Origin of the sequence: Kordiimonas aquimaris (genome assembly GCF_025574485.1) — a bacterium.
GTDB classification, from domain to species: domain Bacteria; phylum Pseudomonadota; class Alphaproteobacteria; order Sphingomonadales; family Kordiimonadaceae; genus Kordiimonas; species Kordiimonas aquimaris.
Genome location: NZ_JAOBPO010000001.1, coordinates 777,376 through 796,714, shown reverse-complemented (window position 1 = coordinate 796,714; position 19,339 = coordinate 777,376). Strand labels below are relative to the sequence as shown.

The following is a 19,339-nucleotide window of genomic DNA, read 5'->3' as shown; positions in this document are numbered from 1 at the left end:
ATATAGCAGGTGGTTAATTAAAGATAAAGATTTCTTTATATAACAAAATAAGAATGTTTACTGATCTTCGCCAAACCGATCAGAAATAAGGGCCACAACATTTTGTAAAGCATTCTCGGCATCAGAACCTGTAGTGCAAACCCTGACGGTATCGCCTTTAGCTGCACCCAGCATCATGAGACCCATGATAGACGTTGCTGTGACACAAGCATTATCTTTGCAAATAGTGATATGAGCGTCAAAACCGCCCGCTTGTGCCGCCAGCCTGGCTGATGCCCGCGCATGCAGGCCACGCTGGTTAACTATCTCTACAGATTGTTCCAGCGCTGCTTCAGAAGATTCAGTCAAATCTAACTACCCAGTATCTGACTAGCAACATTGATGTATTTCAATCCAGCCTCTTTCGCCGCATTCACAGCATCTTCAAGCGTACTGTTCTGACGTACGCTGGCAAGCTTGATTAGCATTGGCAGATTTATTCCCGCCAAAACCTCAACACGCCCTTTTTCCATAATCGATATTGCCAGATTGGACGGTGTACCACCAAACATATCGGTTAACAGAACAACACCGTCACCAGCATCAACTGTTTTTACTGCTTCCTGAATGTCGATACGGCGCTGTTCCATATCATCATCTGGGCCAATACAGATGGCATGAATGTTTTGCTGCGCACCAACGACATGCTCCGTTGCGGCAATAAATTCTTCTGCCAGGCGCCCGTGCGTTACTAAAACCATTCCTATCATAAACTGCCTCTTTTTATCACTAGTATGCCCATGAAGGTATATTCCGTCCCTTAATCATGTTCGCTTAATTCACGATGGTAAAGGTTAACTGCCAGTCCGTCGATAGCAATTTCACGGACAACCGCTTCCGCGGTTGCAACAGATCGATGCTGCCCGCCTGTACACCCAAACGCAACCGTCAAATATGATTTGCCTTCCGCATGATACTTGGGCAGCAGAAACGACAATAAATCAGTGACTTTTTGCAGAAAAGGCTCAAATGCGATGTCAGCCCTGACATAATTAGCCACAACTTTTTCTCTACCCGTCAGAGGGCGCAACTCGGCAACATAATGCGGGTTACGCAGAAACCGCACATCAAGCACGATATCAGCGTCACGCGGCGCACCATGTGCAAAACCAAAGGACATGCATGTTACAATCAGCTTGGCATTTTCGGTGGCGAAACGCCTGCGAATAATGCGGCGCGTTTCAGAGCCAGTACGTGAACTTGTATCAAGGATACCATCAATATTCTCGCGCACAGACGCCATCATCTCGCGCTCTTGTTTAATCGCAGAACGCAACAAACGGTCTGCCCCGAGCGGGTGTGGACGCCGTGTTTCCGAAAAACGTTTCATCAACGCATCATCGGAAGCATCTATGAACAATACATGGAGCTGGATATCTGCCCTTTTGCGTAGTCTTTCCTGTGTTTCAACAAACAAATCAGGCGAAAAATAGAGTGTGCGCGAGTCGATCCCCACCGCAATAGGCGCAGCGTCAGGCTTGTCCGCCTGATCATCAACAAGCGTTTCAACCATGTTTAATGGCAAGTTATCAATAGCCTGAAAACCCAAATCACCAAATGCATGCAGTACAGAAGACTTTCCAGCCCCGGACAGGCCTGTCACAATGATAAATTGCCTGCGATTTTCCAGCTTTTTCGTTTCAGCCATGCTGCAATTCCACTTTGCCAATTTGGTCCAGATTCTGCGCGGCTAACTCTACCTTAATGGCTGCAGAAATTTCAAATGCATAGATACTCAAACAGTCAATTTCCACATCTTCAACGATAATTTTCGTTCGCTCCGGCAAACGCGGCATTACTTCCGGCTCAACCAGATCAACGATTAATTTCAGCGTTGTATTTTTTATAGCAGGCATAGACATTATGCCTATCCCGCGCACTTCCAATGACCCATAAAGCTTGTCAGGGGCTGATGCCCGTAATCCCGAGCGATGCTTCGATAAAATAACCCTGTCGTCTGCAACCAAAACGGCCCCGCGGTCCATCAAGCGTAATGCAAGGTCAGATTTGCCGCTGGCAGAAGGGCCGCGGAGCATCACCCCAACGCCGCCAACATCAATTACACTGCCATGATGGGTTTGCACCTGAAGTATCCTCGAACGAACATAAAATTTATCATTATGCAGATACTAGGCAGTTGCTTTCGGTAAATCGACAATAAAGCGCGCACCGACAACATTACCTGCATCATCCTTGCGGTTTTCAGCCCAAATATTGCCTCCGTGCGCTTCAATAACCTGCTTGGAGATTGCAAGACCAAGTCCGGAATGGCTGCCAAACTGTTCTTCCTGCGGTCGTTCAGAATAAAACCGGCTAAATACTTTGTCTTCTGCGCCTTCGGGCAACCCAGGCCCGGCATCCTCCACAATAAACCGTATTGTAGACTTGCGCACTTCCAAAGCAACATTCAACGTGCCATCAGTTGGGCTAAAGCTGATGCCGTTATCAATTAGATTACGCCAAACCTGACCTAACCGCGCATCAATCCCTTTGACCAAGTATACACCTAACTCGTCATCAGAAAAATTAATCAATACCTGCCCAGGCTTGCCTGTTGTGTTGTAGGCATCAATTAACGTTGCCAGCATCACACCCAGATCAATTTCATCCATTTGGCCACGCGTCAATTCAGCATCCAATCGTGACGCATCGGAAATATCAGTGATTAAACGATCAATACGCCTGACATCATCTTCCAGAATACTGAGCAACTTTTCACGCACCTCAACCTTCTTCGTCATGCGAATGGTTTCAAGTGCGCTACGCATGCTTGAAAGCGGGTTTTTGATTTCGTGAGCCACGTCTGCTGCAAACTGTTCTACAGCATCAATCTGATTGTATAGTGCCCCTGTCATGTCTGATAGTGAACGCGACAAGTCGCCGATTTCGTCACGTCTATGCGCAAATTCCGGAATATTTTCCTCGCGGCCAATGCCGCCGCGGACACGCTCAGCCGCACGCGCCAAAACACGAATAGGCCGTACAAGCGTTCGCCCCAGAAAGAATGAAAGCAGGATGGTTAATCCAAGGACGCCTGCAAAAACCTTAACGGTGAGCATTTGCTCTGCTCTCACAATAGCATCGATATCGTCAGTTTGCCCAGTTAACAACAGCGCACCCAACACGCGGCGAAAACGCTGAACTGGCACAGCAACATTGATAACAAGCTGCTCATCCTGTCGGCGACGCACTTGTGTGGTTAAAGTACCATCCAGAGCATAGATAACCTCGACAAGCTCATCTGCACGTACCGTCGGGTGGTCAATATTTGGCGGTGCATCCAATTGCTGTGTGAAGGTATCAAGGAACACATGCAAACGTTCAACGACCTGCTCCTTAAGGCTTGGCTGATAGTCCAAACGGCGAAGCGGTTCCTCAACTAGCTCTTTTTCACCAGCCAGAAACAGGCTGTCAGCTATCATCCCGCCCGATGTCGAGAAAAGCCGCGCACGGTTATCTGTTGGCCCAACTAGCCTGGTGATAATTTGCCGGGAAGGTGCAAGGTCAATGGCGATTGCCTCGGGGCCTTCTACAGCTGATTCACCCAGAGCACCTGCAATAATAGTTGCTTGAATAGAAAGCTCTTCTGTGCGGGCATCAATAAGATTTTGTCTAAATTCATTCAGGTAAAGAACACTGCCGACAAGTATGATCAATGCGATGGCGTTTACCGCCATGATGCGTAACATCAACGGTGACAAGCCGCGCGTATAATGCCGTGGACGCACTTTAGGTTTGGCAGTACTAGATAATTTTTTCACCGCTGTAGATTGCGAAATACTGCCGTCGTCTATGCTCCCGGTTTTGCCTGACACTAAAAATTCGCCTTATCCATCCTTATATCGATACCCAACACCATACAGCGTTTCGATTGCAGTGAAGCTATCATCTACCATTCGGAACTTTTTCCGTAAACGCTTGATATGACTATCAATCGTGCGGTCATCAACGTAAACGTCATCTGTATAGGCGGCATCCATCAATTGATCACGGCTTTTCACATGGCCAAGATGCTGCGCCAAAGTTTGCAAAATAAGAAACTCTGTCACCGTCAAGGTTACATCTTTATCGCACCAGGTTACGCTATGACGCATCGGGTCAAGCACAAGATTACCACGCACCATCACTGCATCGCTCTCTTCTTCAGGCTCGGCGTCCGGTTCTTGCTTGCTCATTTCCACGCGGCGCAACAATGCGCGAATACGTTCAATTAACAAACGCTGGGAAAAGGGTTTGCCTATATAATCATCCGCACCCATTCTCAACCCCAGAAGCTGGTCAATTTCTTCATCCTTGGATGTAAGAAAAATAACCGGCATGTCAGAAACTTCGCGTAATTTTCGCAGTAGTTCCATGCCGTCCATGCGCGGCATTTTGATATCGAGCACAGCGAGGTCTGCAGGATTTTTAGAGAGAGCGTCCCACGCTTTTTGACCATCAGGATATGTCCGCACACGGAAGCCTTCGGCCTCAAGTGCGATTGTCACAGAAGTCAGAATATTACGGTCATCATCCACCAAGGCAATTGATGCTGTCATGTTGGTCCCCTTTTTCTCTTTTATACGCTTCTTACACTTCATCGTACAGAGCGTAAAACGCCTTTGTTAATCGCACGAAGTAAAAAGCATTTGCGTCATAATCATGACCAACATGCGAACGGAATAAGGCGTAATGCTTTATTGTTATTCAAAGATTCAGAATCCAGTTGATTTCACGTGTCTTTTCCGCAAGTTTACCGCCCTGTTCATATGTAACTGACTCGCGTTTTCGTTAGTTTACAAATGGACCTGTTCGGTGACATAGGGACCTTGTCGGACAGTCTCTGTCCAAACGTGATCGCTGAGGGACGGCGAGAGCAAATTGACTATAGAGAAGTCACAGTTATTAAATTATTTGGAGGATACACCGGTGAATTTAATCGGCACCAGCCCCAGCAAATACACTCTCGCAGATCAAAATATTACAGGCACAGGCAATCAATACTGGAATTTGGGCACATCACATCTTTATGAAGAGGCTATTCGTCGCGGTGAGGGGCGCATCGCAAAGGACGGCCCATTAGTTGTCGAAACAGGCAAACACACCGGCCGGTCGGCCAACGACAAATTCACCGTACGCGATGAAAATACGGAAGATACAATATGGTGGGGTGATGTTAACCGCCCCATGACACCAGAAGCGTTTGACACAGTACATGCTGCTTTCCTAGACCATCTCAAAGAAAAAGACCTGTTCGTGCAAGACCTTTGGGGCGGCTCCGACCCTGATCACCGCATTTCTGTTCGCACTATAGGCGAACTTGCATGGCACAGCCTTTTCTGCCGCACTATGCTGGTTCGCCCCGAAGCTGAAGAGCTTGAAGGCATGAAGCCTCAGTTCACCATCATCAATCTACCTAGTTTCAAGGCGGATCCAGCGACAATGGGCTGTAACTCGGAAACTATTATTGCTGTAAACTTCACCAAAGGTTTGGTTTTGATCGGTGGTACGGCATACGCAGGTGAGAATAAAAAGTCTGTCTTCTCTATTCTGAATTACCTGCTGCCGGAAAAAGGCATCATGCCAATGCATTGTTCAGCCAACATTGGTCCGGATGAGGATGTAGCGATTTTCTTCGGTCTTTCAGGCACTGGGAAAACTACATTGTCTGCGGACAGTACGCGTACTCTTATCGGCGACGATGAGCATGGCTGGTCAGACAATTCTGTATTTAACTTTGAAGGCGGTTGCTATGCAAAGTTAATTAATCTTTCTGCAGAAGCCGAGCCAGAGATTTATGCGACGACAAAACGCTACGGCACGATCGTTGAAAATGTGGTCATGGATGCGGACACACGTGAACTTGATCTGTTTGACAATTCACTGGCTGAAAATACGCGTGCGGCTTACCCGATCGATTTCATACCGAACACGTCCGAGCATAATCGCGGCGGCAAACCTTCAAACATCATCATGTTGACGGCAGACGCATTCGGTATTTTACCGCCAATATCGCGTCTAACACCCGAGCAAGCCATGTATCACTTCCTGTCAGGCTACACGGCCAAGGTTGCAGGCACAGAAATTGGCATCAAAGAACCACAGGCAACATTTTCAACCTGCTTTGGTGCACCGTTCATGCCGCGCCACCCTAGCGTTTATGGCAACTTGCTGCGCAAGAAAATTGCCGAAGGCTCAGTGAACTGTTGGCTCGTTAATACTGGCTGGACTGGCGGTGCTTACGGTATTGGCAATCGTATGCCGATCAAGGCAACGCGCGCACTTCTGCACGCAGCACTTGATGGCAGCTTGAACGGCGCGCCAATGCGTACTGACACCAATTTCGGATTTGAAGTACCAACCGAAGTAGTTGGCGTTGATAGCAAAATCTTGAACCCACGCGACACATGGGACGACAAAGACGCATACGATGCGAAAGCAAAGCATCTTGTTGAGTTGTTCATCAAAAACTTTGAAACATTCTCGGCACATGTCGATGACAGTGTAAATGCTGCAGCGCCCAACGTTGCGTAGGCTTTAGGCGTTATAAATATACGGATAAAGGCGCGGGATACCCCTGCGCCTTTTTTATAAGGATCAAAACTCCTTAAAACTAAACTGTGTCATAATGTACGTATTAACAGTCGTATTTTATCACGTGCTTTTCCCACAAAATACGCTATACGCATGCCCGATACACAAGTTTTGACAATGAGAGCATAAATACTGGCTATGTCTACACATCTGCATATGCACGTTCCAACCGTCCTTGATGAAAAGAAAGACTACTTCATAACACGCGGCGGCGTGCAGTATGCCGGCATTCACCTCATTCTTGATCTCTATGGTGCACAACGCCTTAATGATGCTGCCTTCATTGAAGAAACACTAAGAAAATGTATCAAAGCGGCGGGTGCAACACTCCTGCATATCCACTTGCACCCATTTGAGCCTGACGGTGTAAGCGGTGTTGCTGTACTCGCAGAAAGTCATATCTCGGTACACACATGGCCTGAAAGTGGCTATGCAGCTTTTGATGTTTTCATGTGTGGCAATACAAAACCCGAGGCTTGCATTGAAATTATGCGCGGCGCCTTCAAACCAGACAACTTGGTTGTAACGGAACATTTACGAGGAAAAGTTGATGGGGCAGAATAGCCAGCCTTCTAATGCAAGTTTCAAGTGGTGGCGCGAGCGCGATGATGAATTTGGTGCAGCATTATCACTTAATGCACAGCTTCTTCACAGTGAACAAAGCCCGTACCAACTGATTGAAATATATGATACCGCCCCTTTTGGCCGTGTGCTGGTATTGGACGGTTATGTGCAAGCAAGCCAGGCAGATGAATTCATCTATCACGAAATGGCCATTCATGTGCCACTGCTTGGCCGCGAACACGAAGATGCCAATATTCTCATCATTGGCGGCGGCGAAGGTGGCGCATTACGCGAAGCGCTCAAGCATGACTTTGTGTCAAACATTACAATGGTTGAAATTGACAAGCGGGTAGTAGAGCTTTCAAGCGCATATCTAGGCGTGAACGGCGATTATGATGATCCACGCGTTAATTTAATTATCGGTGATGCAGCAACATTTGCTGACGAGGCTTTAAGCAACAATGAAACCTATGACTTGATCCTGCTTGACCTTACAGAGCCTGTAGGCCCAAGTGCCGCACTATTCACGCAAGCTTTTTGCGAAAAGCTGGTGAAGCTGATTAAGAAAGACGGTGTTATTGTTGACTCTGACAGTCTCTATCTGTCTCGCGCGCCGGATGGCACACCACAAGGTTCGTTCCTGCAGGAGGTGTCCAGTGACGGTGAAAATCTTGTAAGCGTGATGAAACGCACCGGGCTTTTGCCGCATATTGAAGTGTATCATACAAAGGTGCCATTATATCCCGGTGCGGATTTTGGCTTTTTCCTTTATAGCCATCACGGTGAAAGCTACCAAACACCCGTCAAAAGCTTCACAGGCAACCATTATAACAGCGCCCTTCACTCCGCTGCATTCGCTTTACCTGAATGGCAAAAACGCTGGATCAACACATAAGCTCTAATCATTATTGTTAGAGCAGTATTTTTTCTGAAATACTGCTCTTTTGTTTGGCAGTTTATTTATCAAGTGGCCTGTATGATAGCAGGTCTGACACAAAACTGCGGCTACCACCTACATCACGGTGACGCTTGAAAACATAAGGCGCCGTGCGCGCAACCCATATACGCTCAAGGCTGCCATTCCATGTTTTTTTGTCTATCACCCAGCATTCACATGATAGCCCTGATGGTGTGGTAAGCGTTTCGCGCCCCGTTACCATAAACACATCCATTTCGGACGAAACATACTCCCCCTTTCGCGCATAAAAACCGGGCATCTGAAAAACTGAACCAACATCACGCGGCATCAACGATGCTAAAAGCGGCGAAAACATCTCGCTTACATAACCATTGTGGGCAATGTCACCGCTCGCTCGCTTGGGCGCACCACCTGCAATGGGAGTGCGTGACCAATCGTATGTTTTGCCGTCTGTTTTACCGACAATATACTCAGGGCCCCACGCGAAATACGGCCCCGCATAAAATTCCAGAAGCTGCGTCTGGATATCAATGAAACGCTGTGCAACGATCACCATGTTTTCCATGGGAATGATATCAATCATGCTCAGCTTTTCGCCGTTACCTGTTGTGCGCACATGTAAGGTAAACTCACCTGTTTTGGATGATGAACTGGTATAGCGTGCTTCATAATCAGGGATATTCTCGATAGAAAAAGCAGCATTGCCCGGTGTTACTGTCTCTATTTCCTGCGCTGCAACAGCCATGCTCGCAAACACACCTAACGCCAGGGCGGTAAAAGGTTTAAATATCGCATGCATTTTTTGACTTATCATAACTCGCGTCTCCAACTTTAAATTAAAGTTGGAGCATTGAGCCGGTATCATGCATCATCCAAACATCGTGGGGCGAGCGGTCACATTATTACAATGAACGGTCATACCGTTATTATACTGACCGTCAGGCTAGCCGCGTTTGCTCCCTCACCGTTGTCATCCGGCGACGACTTAAAGGCACTTTAGCGCCTGTCGTTAGTTCCACATGGTAAGCACCGCTTTCTGCACCGCGCACAATGGCGCGCACAAATGCCGTATTTACGAGAGCACTGCGATGCGTCTGTATGAGACCAAAGGCCGACGCTTCTTTTGCAATGGAGGCCAGTGATTTACGGTGAAGGAAATTACCGTCATTGGTATGTAGTTGGACGTAATTTTCCGCTGCTTCTACCCAGCAGATGTCGGATACATCAAGCGGAAAAATACGGTTACCATGCCGCACTTCATAAACGAGTGATCCAGCGGCCCCATTGTCTGCGCTTAAACCGCGCAATCTGTAATACGCAAGGATGGCAAACGCAGCATAGACGGCACCCCACAAGCCAGCATAGCGGAGCCACAATTCGGTAACCGACGTCACAAAATCATAAACACCCCACCCGGGCGGCGAATACATAATACGTAATATAGTCGCAAGCACTATCATGTGCAGCAGGTTGAGAGCCACAGCCCCCACAGCAAGACGTGCAATCAGCGGCCTAATTGGTTTGGCAGCATCAACAGTGGTCATAAAGTTTGCCGTTACTAGCCAGATATAGCGAACAACAAGCGCCCACAAAGAATAGAAGAACAGTAGCAACAACAGTTGTGCAACTAACCCTACATTGGGCGCACGCGCATGCGTATAGAAAATAGTTTCCAGCGCATCAAAAAGAAACAGCAAGAGTGCAAATGCCAATGCCCCGGCCCAATGTAGTGCGCTCCACAAGCTCTCCGTTTTATTCAAACCACTAACGGGAGCCTGGTTTATAGCCGCAAGTACTTTGCTGTTGACGTTAAATGCCAGCGGCTGCTTCCACTTCATGCTTTAGCAAAACACGGTCACGAGTGGAAACGCCGAGCAACCCGGCGACCTTAGCGAGCATATTGGCTTCAAAATTATCAATATGATTATCCGCTAACGCTACACGCCACAAAAGCCGCACAATATCTTGTCGCCCATCCTGATCCAGCTGATCGGTGATCGCTCGTGTAAATTGATACAGGCAAGTTGCGCCACCCTGCTGTAATTCGGCCTCACTCAAAATATGTTCCGCTGTTTCCGTATCCAACTCAAACTGATCTGTCAGGCAAACAATCAACTGCGACCGCTCTTCCGCGCTAAACTCACCGTCAGCACACGAAACATAAACAAGCAAAGCCGCTGTAGACAGTTGCAGATTATACTGTGGATCAACACTCTCCGGTTCTTTCAGGCCCAAAAGCGCAGAGACTTTATCAAACATGGTCTTCCTCTTTGATTTTCATCCACATTAGCTAGCACACCTGCAATTAAAAGCCTGATGCGACGATTTGATTTCCAGCAACGGCAAACCGCTCAAATCAGCATGGTTATGGCAACTGGCTCAGAAAGGCTTTGATTTTCACCTTGGAGTCTGCATTAGCCGCGGCATTGCTTTCTTCTGTACCACCGATAATAATGTCTTCATCCAGCAGATGGCCAGCTTCAGGGTATGCATGATGCACACAACTCTTTTGCACGGCGCCCATACGCTGACAAACCGTATCTGCCATCTCGCTCGCAGGCCAAATTTCGTCTTTACCACCGGAAAACAACATAACAGACGCCTCAATGTTTTCGGTCTTTATTGTAGCGTCAGCAACTAAATCCACCTGCTCTAGTGATGCAGCATAAAGGTCAACCAAACTGTTGATTTGAACATTCTTTGCAAAAGGCACATGAGGTAGAGGTTCCCCATCTTTCGTCCAGCTGGACGATGGCGTTTTAGTCCAATCTGACAATATGCCAGCCCAGACCACATGGCTGGGGGCAATACCAACCACACCTTTGTATGACGAATCGTGAGACGCTAACAAAAGTGCAAGCTCGGCCCCTTTGGACCAGCCAACAACAATCAGGCCATCACTGCGCGTTTCCTTCTGGTCTAAAAGCCATTTCTTTGGTGCATCGAAATACTCCAAGGGAATTTCATTCAGTTCTGCGGGCAGCCCTTCGGCTTTAAAGTATGCAAGCGAGAGAACAGAGTACCCCATGTCAGCAATTTTGTCCGCCAAAGGCTCTGGTTTACCACCGCCTGATCCGCCCAAAACAAGCACGCCGTATTTAACAGGCCCGTCAGCAGCGGTATAATCGGCTACAAATCGATCATCCGATACCGGCTTAAAGTCTGCGCCCGACGCACCAAAACTCATCCATACACAAATGCAAACTGCCGCTGCCATCCGTAAACTATCCATTTAATCCTCACTAATTTTATTGTTATTATAAGCACATAGGGTTGCTCGCGCGCTGATGCAAGAGCTTGCTACATATAGTTTATGCTTCGCAGTTTACAGGGATGGGCCTACACTAAAAGCAAGCAGTCTTGATATATGAGCAAACGGTCGTCCGCTTTCAGCGGCCCAGATGTTAAAAGCTTCCTGTATGGCTTTTTGAGCACTTTTGGATGTGTGCGATTTTTCAATTACACCTTCACGTACAAGTGCGGCGACAACATCACGGGAAGTAACCCAGCCATCTTTGCCAAGAAAACGTAGAAAGTATTGTGCGGTCGCACCGCCAAGCCTGCTACCGCGCTTATGCAGCATTGCAAGCAATCCCCTAAAATCATCTTGTGGCCAATCAGCGATACAGGCTGCGGCAGAACCGAACTCGTCTTCAAGGTCACACAGCATGATTGCGTTATCGCGGACACTCAGAATTTTAGTACCATTGCGCACAATCCGGGTGTCTTTAACCAAGTTGTCCAGATCATCATCTGACATGAACTTCCAGCGAACAGGCACGAACCCTTCAAAGGCCTCTTCAAATCCATCCCATTTGTTCTCGATAACTTTCCAGTTAAAGCCAGCTTGAAAAACAGCCTTTGTCATGCCGGCTAAAATGCGATCATCCGACAGCTTTTTAAGCTCTACAGCAGGCTTCATGGCTGGCAATTCACGCTCTATCGCTTGAACACTACCGCGGTATACGCAAGCCATATCCATCAAATCATCAAATGTACGCACATAGATCTCCTCGTGTATTGGGTCTCAATGATAAGAAAGCACACCACCCACGTCCAGCAGCAGATACCAACATAGTGGTTTATAGTTGCATGATTGCGAAGCAAAATTCGGTCACAAATATAATCGTATAATGCAACAGACAGCGCTTGCATTTTCGTGTCGTTTCACCGAGAGTGCCGACCCTCCCGCCCAGCTATAGGTGGTAATGACATAAACATGAATAACTATTAGAATAACAACATGCCCAGTGACCACATCAGAAATTTCGGATTCCCCAGATGGGGAGAGTACGGCAAGGACAAAGACGCCAAGCCACTAAAGATGTGCGACTACACGGGCTGCAACGAAACCGGTGACCACCCTGCACCAAAGTCACCCGGATCAAATGAGCGTTGGCACTTTTGCCGTCCGCATGCCGCAGAATATAACCGTAACTGGAACTTCTTTGAAGGCATGACCGAAGAAGAAGCGCGCAAGCATATGAAAGACACAAGTCAATCATCTGATGCTTTTGCTGGTGCCCGCACGTTCGAATGGGGCGGTGCGGTTGACGAAAATGGCTACTCGACAACCGAGCAGGCCGCTTTTGACACACTGGAACTGGACAGCTCAGCGGATCAGGATGCGGTCAAACGCCAGTACCGTAAGCTTGCAAAGCTTTATCATCCGGATGCAAACCCCGGAGACCCTCAAGCTGCTGAGCGTTTTCACCAGATCCAAAGCGCTTATGACCTTCTAAAAGAAGACAAACCCAGCATCTAATACTCGCTCACCTTAAACGTCGATAATTTTTGCAATTGATTGCCATGTTGATCAAAGTTTTCAGGTTTCAACCATGCCTGAAACATGGCTTTTACAGCTGGCCATTCATCGTCCGTGATTGAATACCACGCCGTATCGCGGCTGGCGCCATGTACAATCATATCATTACGGAACACACCTTCAAACACGAAGCCAAAACGCACTGCTGCGTTTTTAGACGCATCGTTAGCATTATTGCATTTCCATTCATAACGGCGGTATCCAAGGTCATCAAAAACGTGGCACATCATCAAAAACATAGCTTCTGTCGCCGCAAATGTTCGCTTCAGTTTTTTACCAAACGCAATACACCCAACCTCCACACTGCCGTGCTCTGGGCGCAACCGCATATAACTTGCCATACCTCTTATTGTTTGCGTGGCTGTACATTTGATCACCATCGTCTTCCAGCCTATATGCTGGCGCGTATAGGCAAGGGCCTGCGCAAAAGCTTCGCTGTTTTCAAATGGGCCCAACGGCATATACTGCCAGATGTCATCATTGCCGGGCCCCGCCACAGCCTCAAACAAACCGGTTAGATGATCGGCATCACTATATGGTTCAAGGCAACTGGACACGCCGACAAGATTAGTTTCCCCCGGTGTTTTGCATGGCTGCCAATTAGAAAATCTAGTGTCTTTTGTCATCGTTATTATCTCTCGGATAATTTGATTTCATTAACTTTAGCTGCGAACAAGCGGTGCGCATCCACATCGACAGGTTTATGAACATGTTCACTGGATGGACATTGATGGGCAGCCGACACACCCGAGCGCCATTCTCGGTTTACACGCGCCGGTCGCGGCACAAACCCTCCGCCGCAATTAGGGCAAACCTTGTGAAGCACATCTTCCACACAATCTTTGCAGAAGGTACATTCATAGCTACATATCATTGCGTTTGCATCGCCGTTTGGCAAAGGCACATTACAATGCTCGCAGCTTGATTTTATCTTTAACATCTGAAATCTCCTGATGTGGTGGCCATCGGATTGGTATCATTGTTTGCGCAGCATGGTGCCTGCGCTTATAGTTGAAGCCAACCAGGTTTAGGCCGAAAAATAAAAGGGGGGATGTATGTCTTGGAATCGTTTTTTCGCCACTGCTTTTGTGGCGGTTAGTATTTTGACAATAAGCACTGGCAGCTTTGCCCAGAACATCGGCAAAGCCAAAGCAGAGCGCCTTGAAGCACGCATTAAAGCCCTTGGTGAATTTGGTAAAAATGATGATGGCGGCGTTGACCGCGTCGCTTATTCGGATGCCGATAAAGCTGGCCGTACTCATATTATAGCTGAATTGGAAGCATTGAATTTGGATGTGCGCATTGATGCTGCCGCCAATATAATCGCGCGGCGTAACGGCAGCAATAACACGCTTAAGCCTATTCTTTTTGGCTCTCATATCGATTCTGTACCTGGGGGTGGCAATTATGATGGCCCGACAGGTGTCATGGCAGCAATTGAGGCTATACAGCTTTTGAACGAAGCGGGTCACACAACGCAGCACCCGCTTGAGCTTGTTATTTTCTCCAATGAAGAAGGCGGACTTGTTGGCTCGCTTGCAATGACAGGCAAACTTAAACCTGATGCTTTGAATGTGGTGAACGCTAGTGGTCGCTCCATCGGTGATGGCACCAACTTTATTGGTGGAAACACTGATAACCTCGCTAGTGCACAAGTCGCCCCAGGCACACATGAAGCTTTTATCGAACTGCATATTGAGCAAGGTGGATTCCTTGATCAGGAAAGCCTCGATATTGGTGTGGTTGAAGGCATTGTTGGCATTGGCTGGTGGGATGTAACCATTGAAGGATACGCCAACCACGGCGGCACAACTCAGATGAACAATAGGCGTGATGCCATGGTGTCTGCTGCAGAACTGACACTTGCTATCAACAAAATCGCCAACGATCTGCCAGGCCGGCAAGTGGCGACTGTAGGGCGTATTCAGGCGTTTCCCGGCGCCCCCAACGTTATTCCGGGGCGGGTTGTCATGAGCCTTGAGATCCGCGATCTTGAACAAGAAAAAATTGATCAGGTATATGCTGCCGTTGAACAAGCGGCGAAAGCCATCGCAGCTAAAAACACGACACCGATTGGTTTTGAGTATCTGGATGTTGCGTCCGAGCCAGCCCCGACAGACCCACGCATGCGCAAAATCATCGAAAATGCCACGCAGAAAATGGGATATACATACAAGCATATGCCCTCGGGAGCCGGACACGACGCGCAGGACATGGTGCACTTGGCACCAACCGGCATGATCTTTGTGCCATCGGTTGGCGGCGTTAGTCACTCGCCCAACGAGTTCACCACACCGGAAGCCATGGCAAAAGGAACAGATGTGTTGGTACACACCATCCTCGCTATCGATGATGGCGCGCTCAACAACTAAGTCGCGGCGGTATATGCACTGAACATGCACGTTAAATAGTTTTCCAATTATAGGCTGTGAAAACGTCATGATTTAAAGGCGCCTGCGCGCCCTCAGGCGCATCCACCTTTGCTCTACTGACCGTCTCAAGAGGTACAACACCTGCCCAAACAGGATGGTCAGCTTCATCACCGTCTCCTGGAGGGGCTGCCCGCACTTTCGCAGCGGCTGTATCGATTTCCATTTCAAGCAAGCCTGTAGCTTTGCGTTCGGTTGCTGTCATGGTGCGCAGTTGTGGCCACCGCCCCGGCGCCAGCATTTCGAAGAAGCGCTCCATTTGCTGATCAAAAACAGCATCGTCAGTTACCAGTTCAGGTGTGCCATAACATATGACAGAACGATAATTTACGCTTGTGTTGAAAGCTGAGCGCGCAAGAACAAGACCATCCAGTAATGTTACAGAAACAGCTGCAGCATTACCCGCGGATAGGTGTTTGATCATGAAACTTTTGGAAGAACCATGCCAATATAACTTATTGCCGTCCCGCCAGTGACTGGTAGGGATGATATGCGGTGCACCATCTACTTCAAATGCCACATGACACAGGAAATGGCTGTCCAGAATACCATAAACCGTTTCCTTGTCGTAAGCGGCACGCTTGTTACCGCGCTTAACCTTGTTACGCAGTGTTACGCCGAATACATCATTTGTCATTTCTTACTCCAGACCTCACGGTACAATTGTGCCAATTTTTTCCAGAATGCCTTTGAAAACCTAATGTGCTTTCGAACAGCTCTGCTTCGATTATCGCTACAAGAGTGTAACGCGCCCCAATAGGTTATGATTTTGGTATTCATTGATATCACCATGCTTTTCATATTGATTTTCAAACAAAATGCGCGCTTATTGATCCTATAATAAGGTCCAATTTAATATTTTTTATAGGTCCAATTTAATATTTTTTATAGGTCCAATTTTGGAACAAGATATAGCCACGCTTTGGAGTCATGCCCTAGAGAATTCAAAAGGCATTTCATTACAGAAAAAATTACATGCAGACATTCGCGGCGGTATTTTAGACGGCATACTGAAAACAGGAGCACGTCTTCCAGCAACCCGTGCACTTGCGAAACGCCTGGGTATTGCACGCAATACAGTTATCGAGGCTTACGATCAGTTGATTGCGGAAGGTTACCTTGAGACCAAACGCGGCGCAGGCACCTTTGTTAGCGCCATGCGGCCCGACGACTTCATGACATCAAGCCAAGGCGAAAATACAAAACCACCAAGGGTGGTTACCGCCAAAACTGAGCCAATGCAACTGTCCGGCATGCCTGCGCTGGATCAATTCCCAAACCAGATTTGGGCCCGTGCCGCCAGCAAAGCCGTGCGAGGTTTGAATGCAGACTTGATGTACCACCGCGACCCGCTTGGTTATGCGCCGCTCAGGCAAAATATTGCTGATTACCTGAAAGCCTCGCGCACCGTTGTATGCTCGTACAAGCAAGTGATGATTGTCTCTGGCTTGCAGCAAGGGCTTTTCCTGCTCGCATCTTCAGTATTACAAGAAAATGCCAACATTATTTTGGAAGAGCCCGGGTTTATTGGCATGCTCGCGGCAGCAAGGGCGACAGGTATACCCATATCATATACTGCCGTTGACGCTGACGGGGCATGCGTTCCGCAAAAAAGCGCTGGCTTGCTGGTTACCAGCCCTTCTCAGCAATATCCGCTTGGCTATACTATGCCGCATAACCGCAGGCTGGCGCTTTTAAACTGGGCGCGGGAAACAGATAGCCTCATACTGGAAGACGATTACGACAGTGAATTCCGTTATGCGGGCAGGCCTCTTAACAGCCTGCAAGGCGTCGATGGTGGCAAGCGTGTTATATACGGCGGCACTTTCTCGAAATCTCTATTTCCAGCCGTACGCATGGGTTATTTAGTATTACCAGAACATTTAGTTAACCGCGTCATGGCCTTTCGTTCTGCTACTGACAGCTTTCCTGCAATCACAGGACAATTGGCCCTGAATGCCTTTATGGAAAGCGGAGAATTCAGCAAACATATAAGACGCCTGCGTAAAGTGCATGCACGCCGCCAAAATGTGTGCGCTGCATGTATCAGGCAGAAACTATCACCCTATTTCAACCTGCAACCCTCGGACGCTGGCCTGCACTTATTGCTGCGACCAACCACTGCCTTGATCAAGTCCGGTATTACAGAAGACATATGGGTTGAAGCTGCATACACTGCGGGTATAGGCGCTGTTTCGCTGTCTCACACATTTAACAAGACAAAACCTGAGCACGGGGTTTTAATGGGGTTTGCAAATATGGTGGATGAACTGATTGAGCCCGCTATAGAAACATTTAGAAAAAACATGCAGCGAGAAACGGGCTATTAATAATTGCATGCGCATAGTAGCCTCTTGTTAATTGGTTAACCATCTATCCGGCCTGAGGAGGGGCGGCAGCGTGAGAAAATTATTCATTGGTCTTATTTCTGCAACGACCATAGGCTTTGCCTTGCATACTGGCGCTCAAGCACAGGAAGCCAACTGGAGCTATAATGGTAACAACGGCCCGTCCGCTTGGCACACGCTCGGCAGTGCAAATGCCATTTGTCGTACTGGCCAGTTCCAGTCGCCTATCAATATTGAAGGCACTGAACCTGCGGTTATGCGCCGCCTTGAGACCAATTACACCGTTACTCCGATTGATCTGACCAACAACAGATTATCCATTCATATGCGATATGATGCCGGCAGCAGTTTGCAAGTTGGTGCAAAATCTTACGCTTTAGAAGGCGCTGTTTTTCACACACCCGCAGAGCACACGGTAGCAAACAAAACGTTCCCGATGTCTATCCAGTTTATGCATACAGCAACGGACGGCAAACGCGCTGTTGTTGTTAGTCTTATTGAGGAAGGCGCAGAAAACAAAGCCATCACTGAATTTATGCCGCATTTGCCACTTGAGCCAGATCAGCGTAACAGGCGTGCGGACGTTTTTGTTAATGCCAGAGACCTCATGCCTTCAAATAAAGACTATTACCGCTACACCGGGTCTTTAACCACACCGCCGTGCACTGAAGGTGTGAGCTGGTATATTCTGAAAAAACCAGTGCAGTTTTCTGCCGAGCAGATTTTATTAATTAAAGGTGTTATTGGCGGAGACAATGCGCGGCCAATGCAGCAACGTGGCAACCGTATTATCCTTGATGCACGCGGACAGTAATCATGGGTACAGCAACAAAATATACAAAAATTAAATGGTCAGCCTTTAAACTGTTACCACTGTTGCTTCTCAGCGCATGCGGCACCATGTCAGGCATTATGGGTTCTTCTGATCCGTCTGAGAGGGGCACTGTTCGCCCGTTACCGGCGGCTTTACAAACTGCTATTTGTGAAGGACGCGGCCAAGACGCTCTTGATGCACTAACGGCTGAACCATTATTTTCTGCGTCAGACAGATTTTACACAGCATTGGCCCTGGAAGAGACAGGTGCCGCCATGCGTGCACGTTCTCTATATGCTGCTGTTATGCAAACAGGATCAACTGATATTGTACGTGCAAGCTGTGCTGATCGTGTTCTGGCGGATGGTCTTGCCACAGACGAAGCTGCACGCAGGCTCGCGGCTCTTTCACAGCAATTAGCCGCCCTTGATGTTAACCTTGCTCCTGAACGACCTTTGCATAATGGGCTCGCGCGAACCTCTGCATTAAACACGGGCAGCATTGCATCAACGCTCAGTTACTCAGGCGGCGCATCACAATCAATTGTTCGACCTGCTAGCCAGTCACCTCTTGGGCAATGGTTTGCGCACCTGACAAGCTATGGTTCCATTGAAAGCGCAACCAGTAACCGTGCAACTTTAGAGAAGAAATTCCCTGCGTTAACAGGCTTGATCGATCAATGGGAGCTTGTGGTCAATGGCAACACAGCCATCCGCCTAGGTGTACGGGTTAGTGAAAAAAGTGATGCGGACCGCCTATGCAATACGGTAAAAAGCCAAGGTGAATACTGCGCCGTCATTGACACATCGCGCTGACGAACGCTAAAGC

At 48.1% G+C, this 19,339-nt stretch carries 22 protein-coding genes; 8 read left to right on the top strand and 14 right to left on the bottom strand.

From position 1 onward, the window contains the following. Positions 1 to 57: 57 nt before the first annotated feature. The 6 genes from OEU88_RS03730 to OEU88_RS03705 are packed head-to-tail and all read right to left on the bottom strand — an operon-like array spanning position 58 to position 4,577. Entirely contained in the window at positions 58 to 348 is a 291-nt protein-coding gene (locus OEU88_RS03730; protein ID WP_262693762.1) for an HPr family phosphocarrier protein, read from the bottom strand. Positions 349 to 350: 2 nt separating this feature from the next. Then, on the bottom strand, positions 351 to 749 hold the full coding sequence (locus OEU88_RS03725) for a PTS sugar transporter subunit IIA (RefSeq protein ID WP_262693761.1): 399 nt from the start codon (positions 747 to 749) through the stop codon (positions 351 to 353). A 50-nt stretch (positions 750 to 799) separates the two neighbouring features. After that, entirely contained in the window at positions 800 to 1,687 is an 888-nt protein-coding gene (gene rapZ / locus OEU88_RS03720; protein ID WP_262693760.1) for an RNase adapter RapZ, read from the bottom strand. Further along, complete coding sequence (locus OEU88_RS03715; RefSeq protein WP_262693759.1) at positions 1,680 to 2,123, bottom strand: HPr kinase/phosphorylase; 444 nt, start codon at positions 2,121 to 2,123, stop codon at positions 1,680 to 1,682. Before OEU88_RS03715 ends, rapZ begins: the two co-directional genes overlap by 8 nt. 45 nt (positions 2,124 to 2,168) lie before the next feature. Further along, the gene (locus OEU88_RS03710; RefSeq protein WP_262693758.1) at positions 2,169 to 3,854 is read right to left on the bottom strand and encodes a sensor histidine kinase; all 1,686 of its coding nucleotides are present in this window, start codon (positions 3,852 to 3,854) and stop codon (positions 2,169 to 2,171) included. Between the two features lie 12 nt (positions 3,855 to 3,866). Continuing rightward, positions 3,867 to 4,577: a response regulator transcription factor gene (locus tag OEU88_RS03705; protein WP_262693757.1), complete on the bottom strand. Its 711-nt coding sequence runs from the start codon at positions 4,575 to 4,577 to the stop codon at positions 3,867 to 3,869. A gap of 379 nt (positions 4,578 to 4,956) precedes the next feature. Here OEU88_RS03705 and OEU88_RS03700 point away from each other — a divergent pair, with 379 nt between their 5' ends. The 3 genes from OEU88_RS03700 (at position 4,957) to OEU88_RS03690 (ending at position 8,071) form a co-directional block, all read left to right on the top strand. Further along, on the top strand, positions 4,957 to 6,552 hold the full coding sequence (locus tag OEU88_RS03700; protein ID WP_394805224.1) for a phosphoenolpyruvate carboxykinase: 1,596 nt from the start codon (positions 4,957 to 4,959) through the stop codon (positions 6,550 to 6,552). A 198-nt stretch (positions 6,553 to 6,750) separates the two neighbouring features. Beyond that, positions 6,751 to 7,176, top strand: coding sequence for an adenosylmethionine decarboxylase (gene speD / locus OEU88_RS03695; RefSeq protein WP_262693755.1), 426 nt, complete (start codon positions 6,751 to 6,753; stop codon positions 7,174 to 7,176). After that, positions 7,163 to 8,071 (top strand): spermine/spermidine synthase domain-containing protein, encoded by a 909-nt coding sequence (locus OEU88_RS03690; protein ID WP_262693754.1) that lies wholly within the window; start codon positions 7,163 to 7,165, stop codon positions 8,069 to 8,071. The genes speD and OEU88_RS03690 overlap by 14 nt, the downstream gene beginning before the upstream one ends. A 61-nt stretch (positions 8,072 to 8,132) precedes the next feature. Here OEU88_RS03690 and OEU88_RS03685 read toward each other — a convergent pair whose 3' ends face one another. The 5 genes from OEU88_RS03685 to OEU88_RS03665 form a co-directional block, all read right to left on the bottom strand. Further along, the gene (locus OEU88_RS03685) at positions 8,133 to 8,909 is read right to left on the bottom strand and encodes a hypothetical protein (protein ID WP_262693753.1); all 777 of its coding nucleotides are present in this window, start codon (positions 8,907 to 8,909) and stop codon (positions 8,133 to 8,135) included. A gap of 124 nt (positions 8,910 to 9,033) precedes the next feature. Beyond that, positions 9,034 to 9,933, bottom strand: coding sequence for a LytTR family DNA-binding domain-containing protein (locus OEU88_RS03680; RefSeq protein ID WP_262693752.1), 900 nt, complete (start codon positions 9,931 to 9,933; stop codon positions 9,034 to 9,036). After that, positions 9,905 to 10,354, bottom strand: a complete 450-nt coding sequence (locus tag OEU88_RS03675) for a tellurite resistance TerB family protein (RefSeq protein ID WP_262693751.1) — start codon at positions 10,352 to 10,354, stop codon at positions 9,905 to 9,907. The genes OEU88_RS03680 and OEU88_RS03675 overlap by 29 nt, the downstream gene beginning before the upstream one ends. A 106-nt stretch (positions 10,355 to 10,460) precedes the next feature. Further along, positions 10,461 to 11,327, bottom strand: a complete 867-nt coding sequence (locus OEU88_RS03670; RefSeq protein ID WP_262693750.1) for an acyl-CoA thioester hydrolase/BAAT C-terminal domain-containing protein — start codon at positions 11,325 to 11,327, stop codon at positions 10,461 to 10,463. A 93-nt stretch (positions 11,328 to 11,420) separates the two neighbouring features. Then, positions 11,421 to 12,098, bottom strand: a complete 678-nt coding sequence (locus tag OEU88_RS03665; RefSeq protein WP_262693749.1) for a DNA-3-methyladenine glycosylase I — start codon at positions 12,096 to 12,098, stop codon at positions 11,421 to 11,423. 240 nt (positions 12,099 to 12,338) lie between these two features. Here OEU88_RS03665 and OEU88_RS03660 point away from each other — a divergent pair, with 240 nt between their 5' ends. Further along, a complete protein-coding gene (locus tag OEU88_RS03660; protein WP_262693748.1) occupies positions 12,339 to 12,860 on the top strand; it encodes a J domain-containing protein in 522 nt (173 codons plus the stop codon). Here OEU88_RS03660 and OEU88_RS03655 read toward each other — a convergent pair. Next, a complete protein-coding gene (locus OEU88_RS03655) occupies positions 12,857 to 13,546 on the bottom strand; it encodes a GNAT family N-acetyltransferase (RefSeq protein WP_262693747.1) in 690 nt (229 codons plus the stop codon). The genes OEU88_RS03660 and OEU88_RS03655 overlap by 4 nt on opposite strands. A 5-nt stretch (positions 13,547 to 13,551) precedes the next feature. Next, on the bottom strand, positions 13,552 to 13,860 hold the full coding sequence (locus tag OEU88_RS03650; protein WP_262693746.1) for a DUF1272 domain-containing protein: 309 nt from the start codon (positions 13,858 to 13,860) through the stop codon (positions 13,552 to 13,554). A gap of 115 nt (positions 13,861 to 13,975) precedes the next feature. Between OEU88_RS03650 and OEU88_RS03645 the strand changes: the two genes are divergently transcribed. Beyond that, on the top strand, positions 13,976 to 15,292 hold the full coding sequence (locus tag OEU88_RS03645; protein WP_262693745.1) for a Zn-dependent hydrolase: 1,317 nt from the start codon (positions 13,976 to 13,978) through the stop codon (positions 15,290 to 15,292). A 31-nt stretch (positions 15,293 to 15,323) separates the two neighbouring features. On the opposite strand, the gene OEU88_RS03640 is transcribed toward OEU88_RS03645, so the two are convergent. After that, entirely contained in the window at positions 15,324 to 15,986 is a 663-nt protein-coding gene (locus OEU88_RS03640) for a pyridoxamine 5'-phosphate oxidase family protein (protein WP_262693744.1), read from the bottom strand. Between the two features lie 262 nt (positions 15,987 to 16,248). Between OEU88_RS03640 and pdxR the strand changes: the two genes are divergently transcribed. The 3 genes from pdxR (at position 16,249) to OEU88_RS03625 (ending at position 19,326) form a co-directional block, all read left to right on the top strand. Then, positions 16,249 to 17,679, top strand: a complete 1,431-nt coding sequence (pdxR, locus tag OEU88_RS03635) for a MocR-like pyridoxine biosynthesis transcription factor PdxR (RefSeq protein ID WP_262693743.1) — start codon at positions 16,249 to 16,251, stop codon at positions 17,677 to 17,679. A 70-nt stretch (positions 17,680 to 17,749) separates the two neighbouring features. Next, positions 17,750 to 18,511: a carbonic anhydrase gene (locus OEU88_RS03630; protein WP_262693742.1), complete on the top strand. Its 762-nt coding sequence runs from the start codon at positions 17,750 to 17,752 to the stop codon at positions 18,509 to 18,511. Positions 18,512 to 18,513: 2 nt separating this feature from the next. Beyond that, positions 18,514 to 19,326, top strand: a complete 813-nt coding sequence (locus OEU88_RS03625; RefSeq protein WP_262693741.1) for a hypothetical protein — start codon at positions 18,514 to 18,516, stop codon at positions 19,324 to 19,326. Positions 19,327 to 19,339: the final 13 nt, after the last annotated feature.

What these genes read in the sequence shown, in the direction of transcription:
- OEU88_RS03690 (WP_262693754.1), top strand. Translation starts at nt 7,163, where the DNA reads ATGGGGCAGAATAGCCAGCCTTCTAATGCAAGTTTCAAGTGGTGGCGC.
- speD (WP_262693755.1), top strand. Translation starts at nt 6,751, where the DNA reads ATGTCTACACATCTGCATATGCACGTTCCAACCGTCCTTGATGAAAAG.
- OEU88_RS03640 (WP_262693744.1), bottom strand. Translation starts at nt 15,986, where the DNA reads ATGACAAATGATGTATTCGGCGTAACACTGCGTAACAAGGTTAAGCGC.
- rapZ (WP_262693760.1), bottom strand. Translation starts at nt 1,687, where the DNA reads ATGGCTGAAACGAAAAAGCTGGAAAATCGCAGGCAATTTATCATTGTG.
- OEU88_RS03725 (WP_262693761.1), bottom strand. Translation starts at nt 749, where the DNA reads ATGATAGGAATGGTTTTAGTAACGCACGGGCGCCTGGCAGAAGAATTT.
- OEU88_RS03645 (WP_262693745.1), top strand. Translation starts at nt 13,976, where the DNA reads ATGTCTTGGAATCGTTTTTTCGCCACTGCTTTTGTGGCGGTTAGTATT.
- OEU88_RS03670 (WP_262693750.1), bottom strand. Translation starts at nt 11,327, where the DNA reads ATGGATAGTTTACGGATGGCAGCGGCAGTTTGCATTTGTGTATGGATG.
- OEU88_RS03655 (WP_262693747.1), bottom strand. Translation starts at nt 13,546, where the DNA reads ATGACAAAAGACACTAGATTTTCTAATTGGCAGCCATGCAAAACACCG.
- OEU88_RS03650 (WP_262693746.1), bottom strand. Translation starts at nt 13,860, where the DNA reads ATGTTAAAGATAAAATCAAGCTGCGAGCATTGTAATGTGCCTTTGCCA.
- OEU88_RS03685 (WP_262693753.1), bottom strand. Translation starts at nt 8,909, where the DNA reads ATGATAAGTCAAAAAATGCATGCGATATTTAAACCTTTTACCGCCCTG.
- OEU88_RS03705 (WP_262693757.1), bottom strand. Translation starts at nt 4,577, where the DNA reads ATGACAGCATCAATTGCCTTGGTGGATGATGACCGTAATATTCTGACT.
- OEU88_RS03625 (WP_262693741.1), top strand. Translation starts at nt 18,514, where the DNA reads ATGGGTACAGCAACAAAATATACAAAAATTAAATGGTCAGCCTTTAAA.
- OEU88_RS03660 (WP_262693748.1), top strand. Translation starts at nt 12,339, where the DNA reads ATGCCCAGTGACCACATCAGAAATTTCGGATTCCCCAGATGGGGAGAG.
- OEU88_RS03675 (WP_262693751.1), bottom strand. Translation starts at nt 10,354, where the DNA reads ATGTTTGATAAAGTCTCTGCGCTTTTGGGCCTGAAAGAACCGGAGAGT.
- OEU88_RS03680 (WP_262693752.1), bottom strand. Translation starts at nt 9,933, where the DNA reads ATGAAGTGGAAGCAGCCGCTGGCATTTAACGTCAACAGCAAAGTACTT.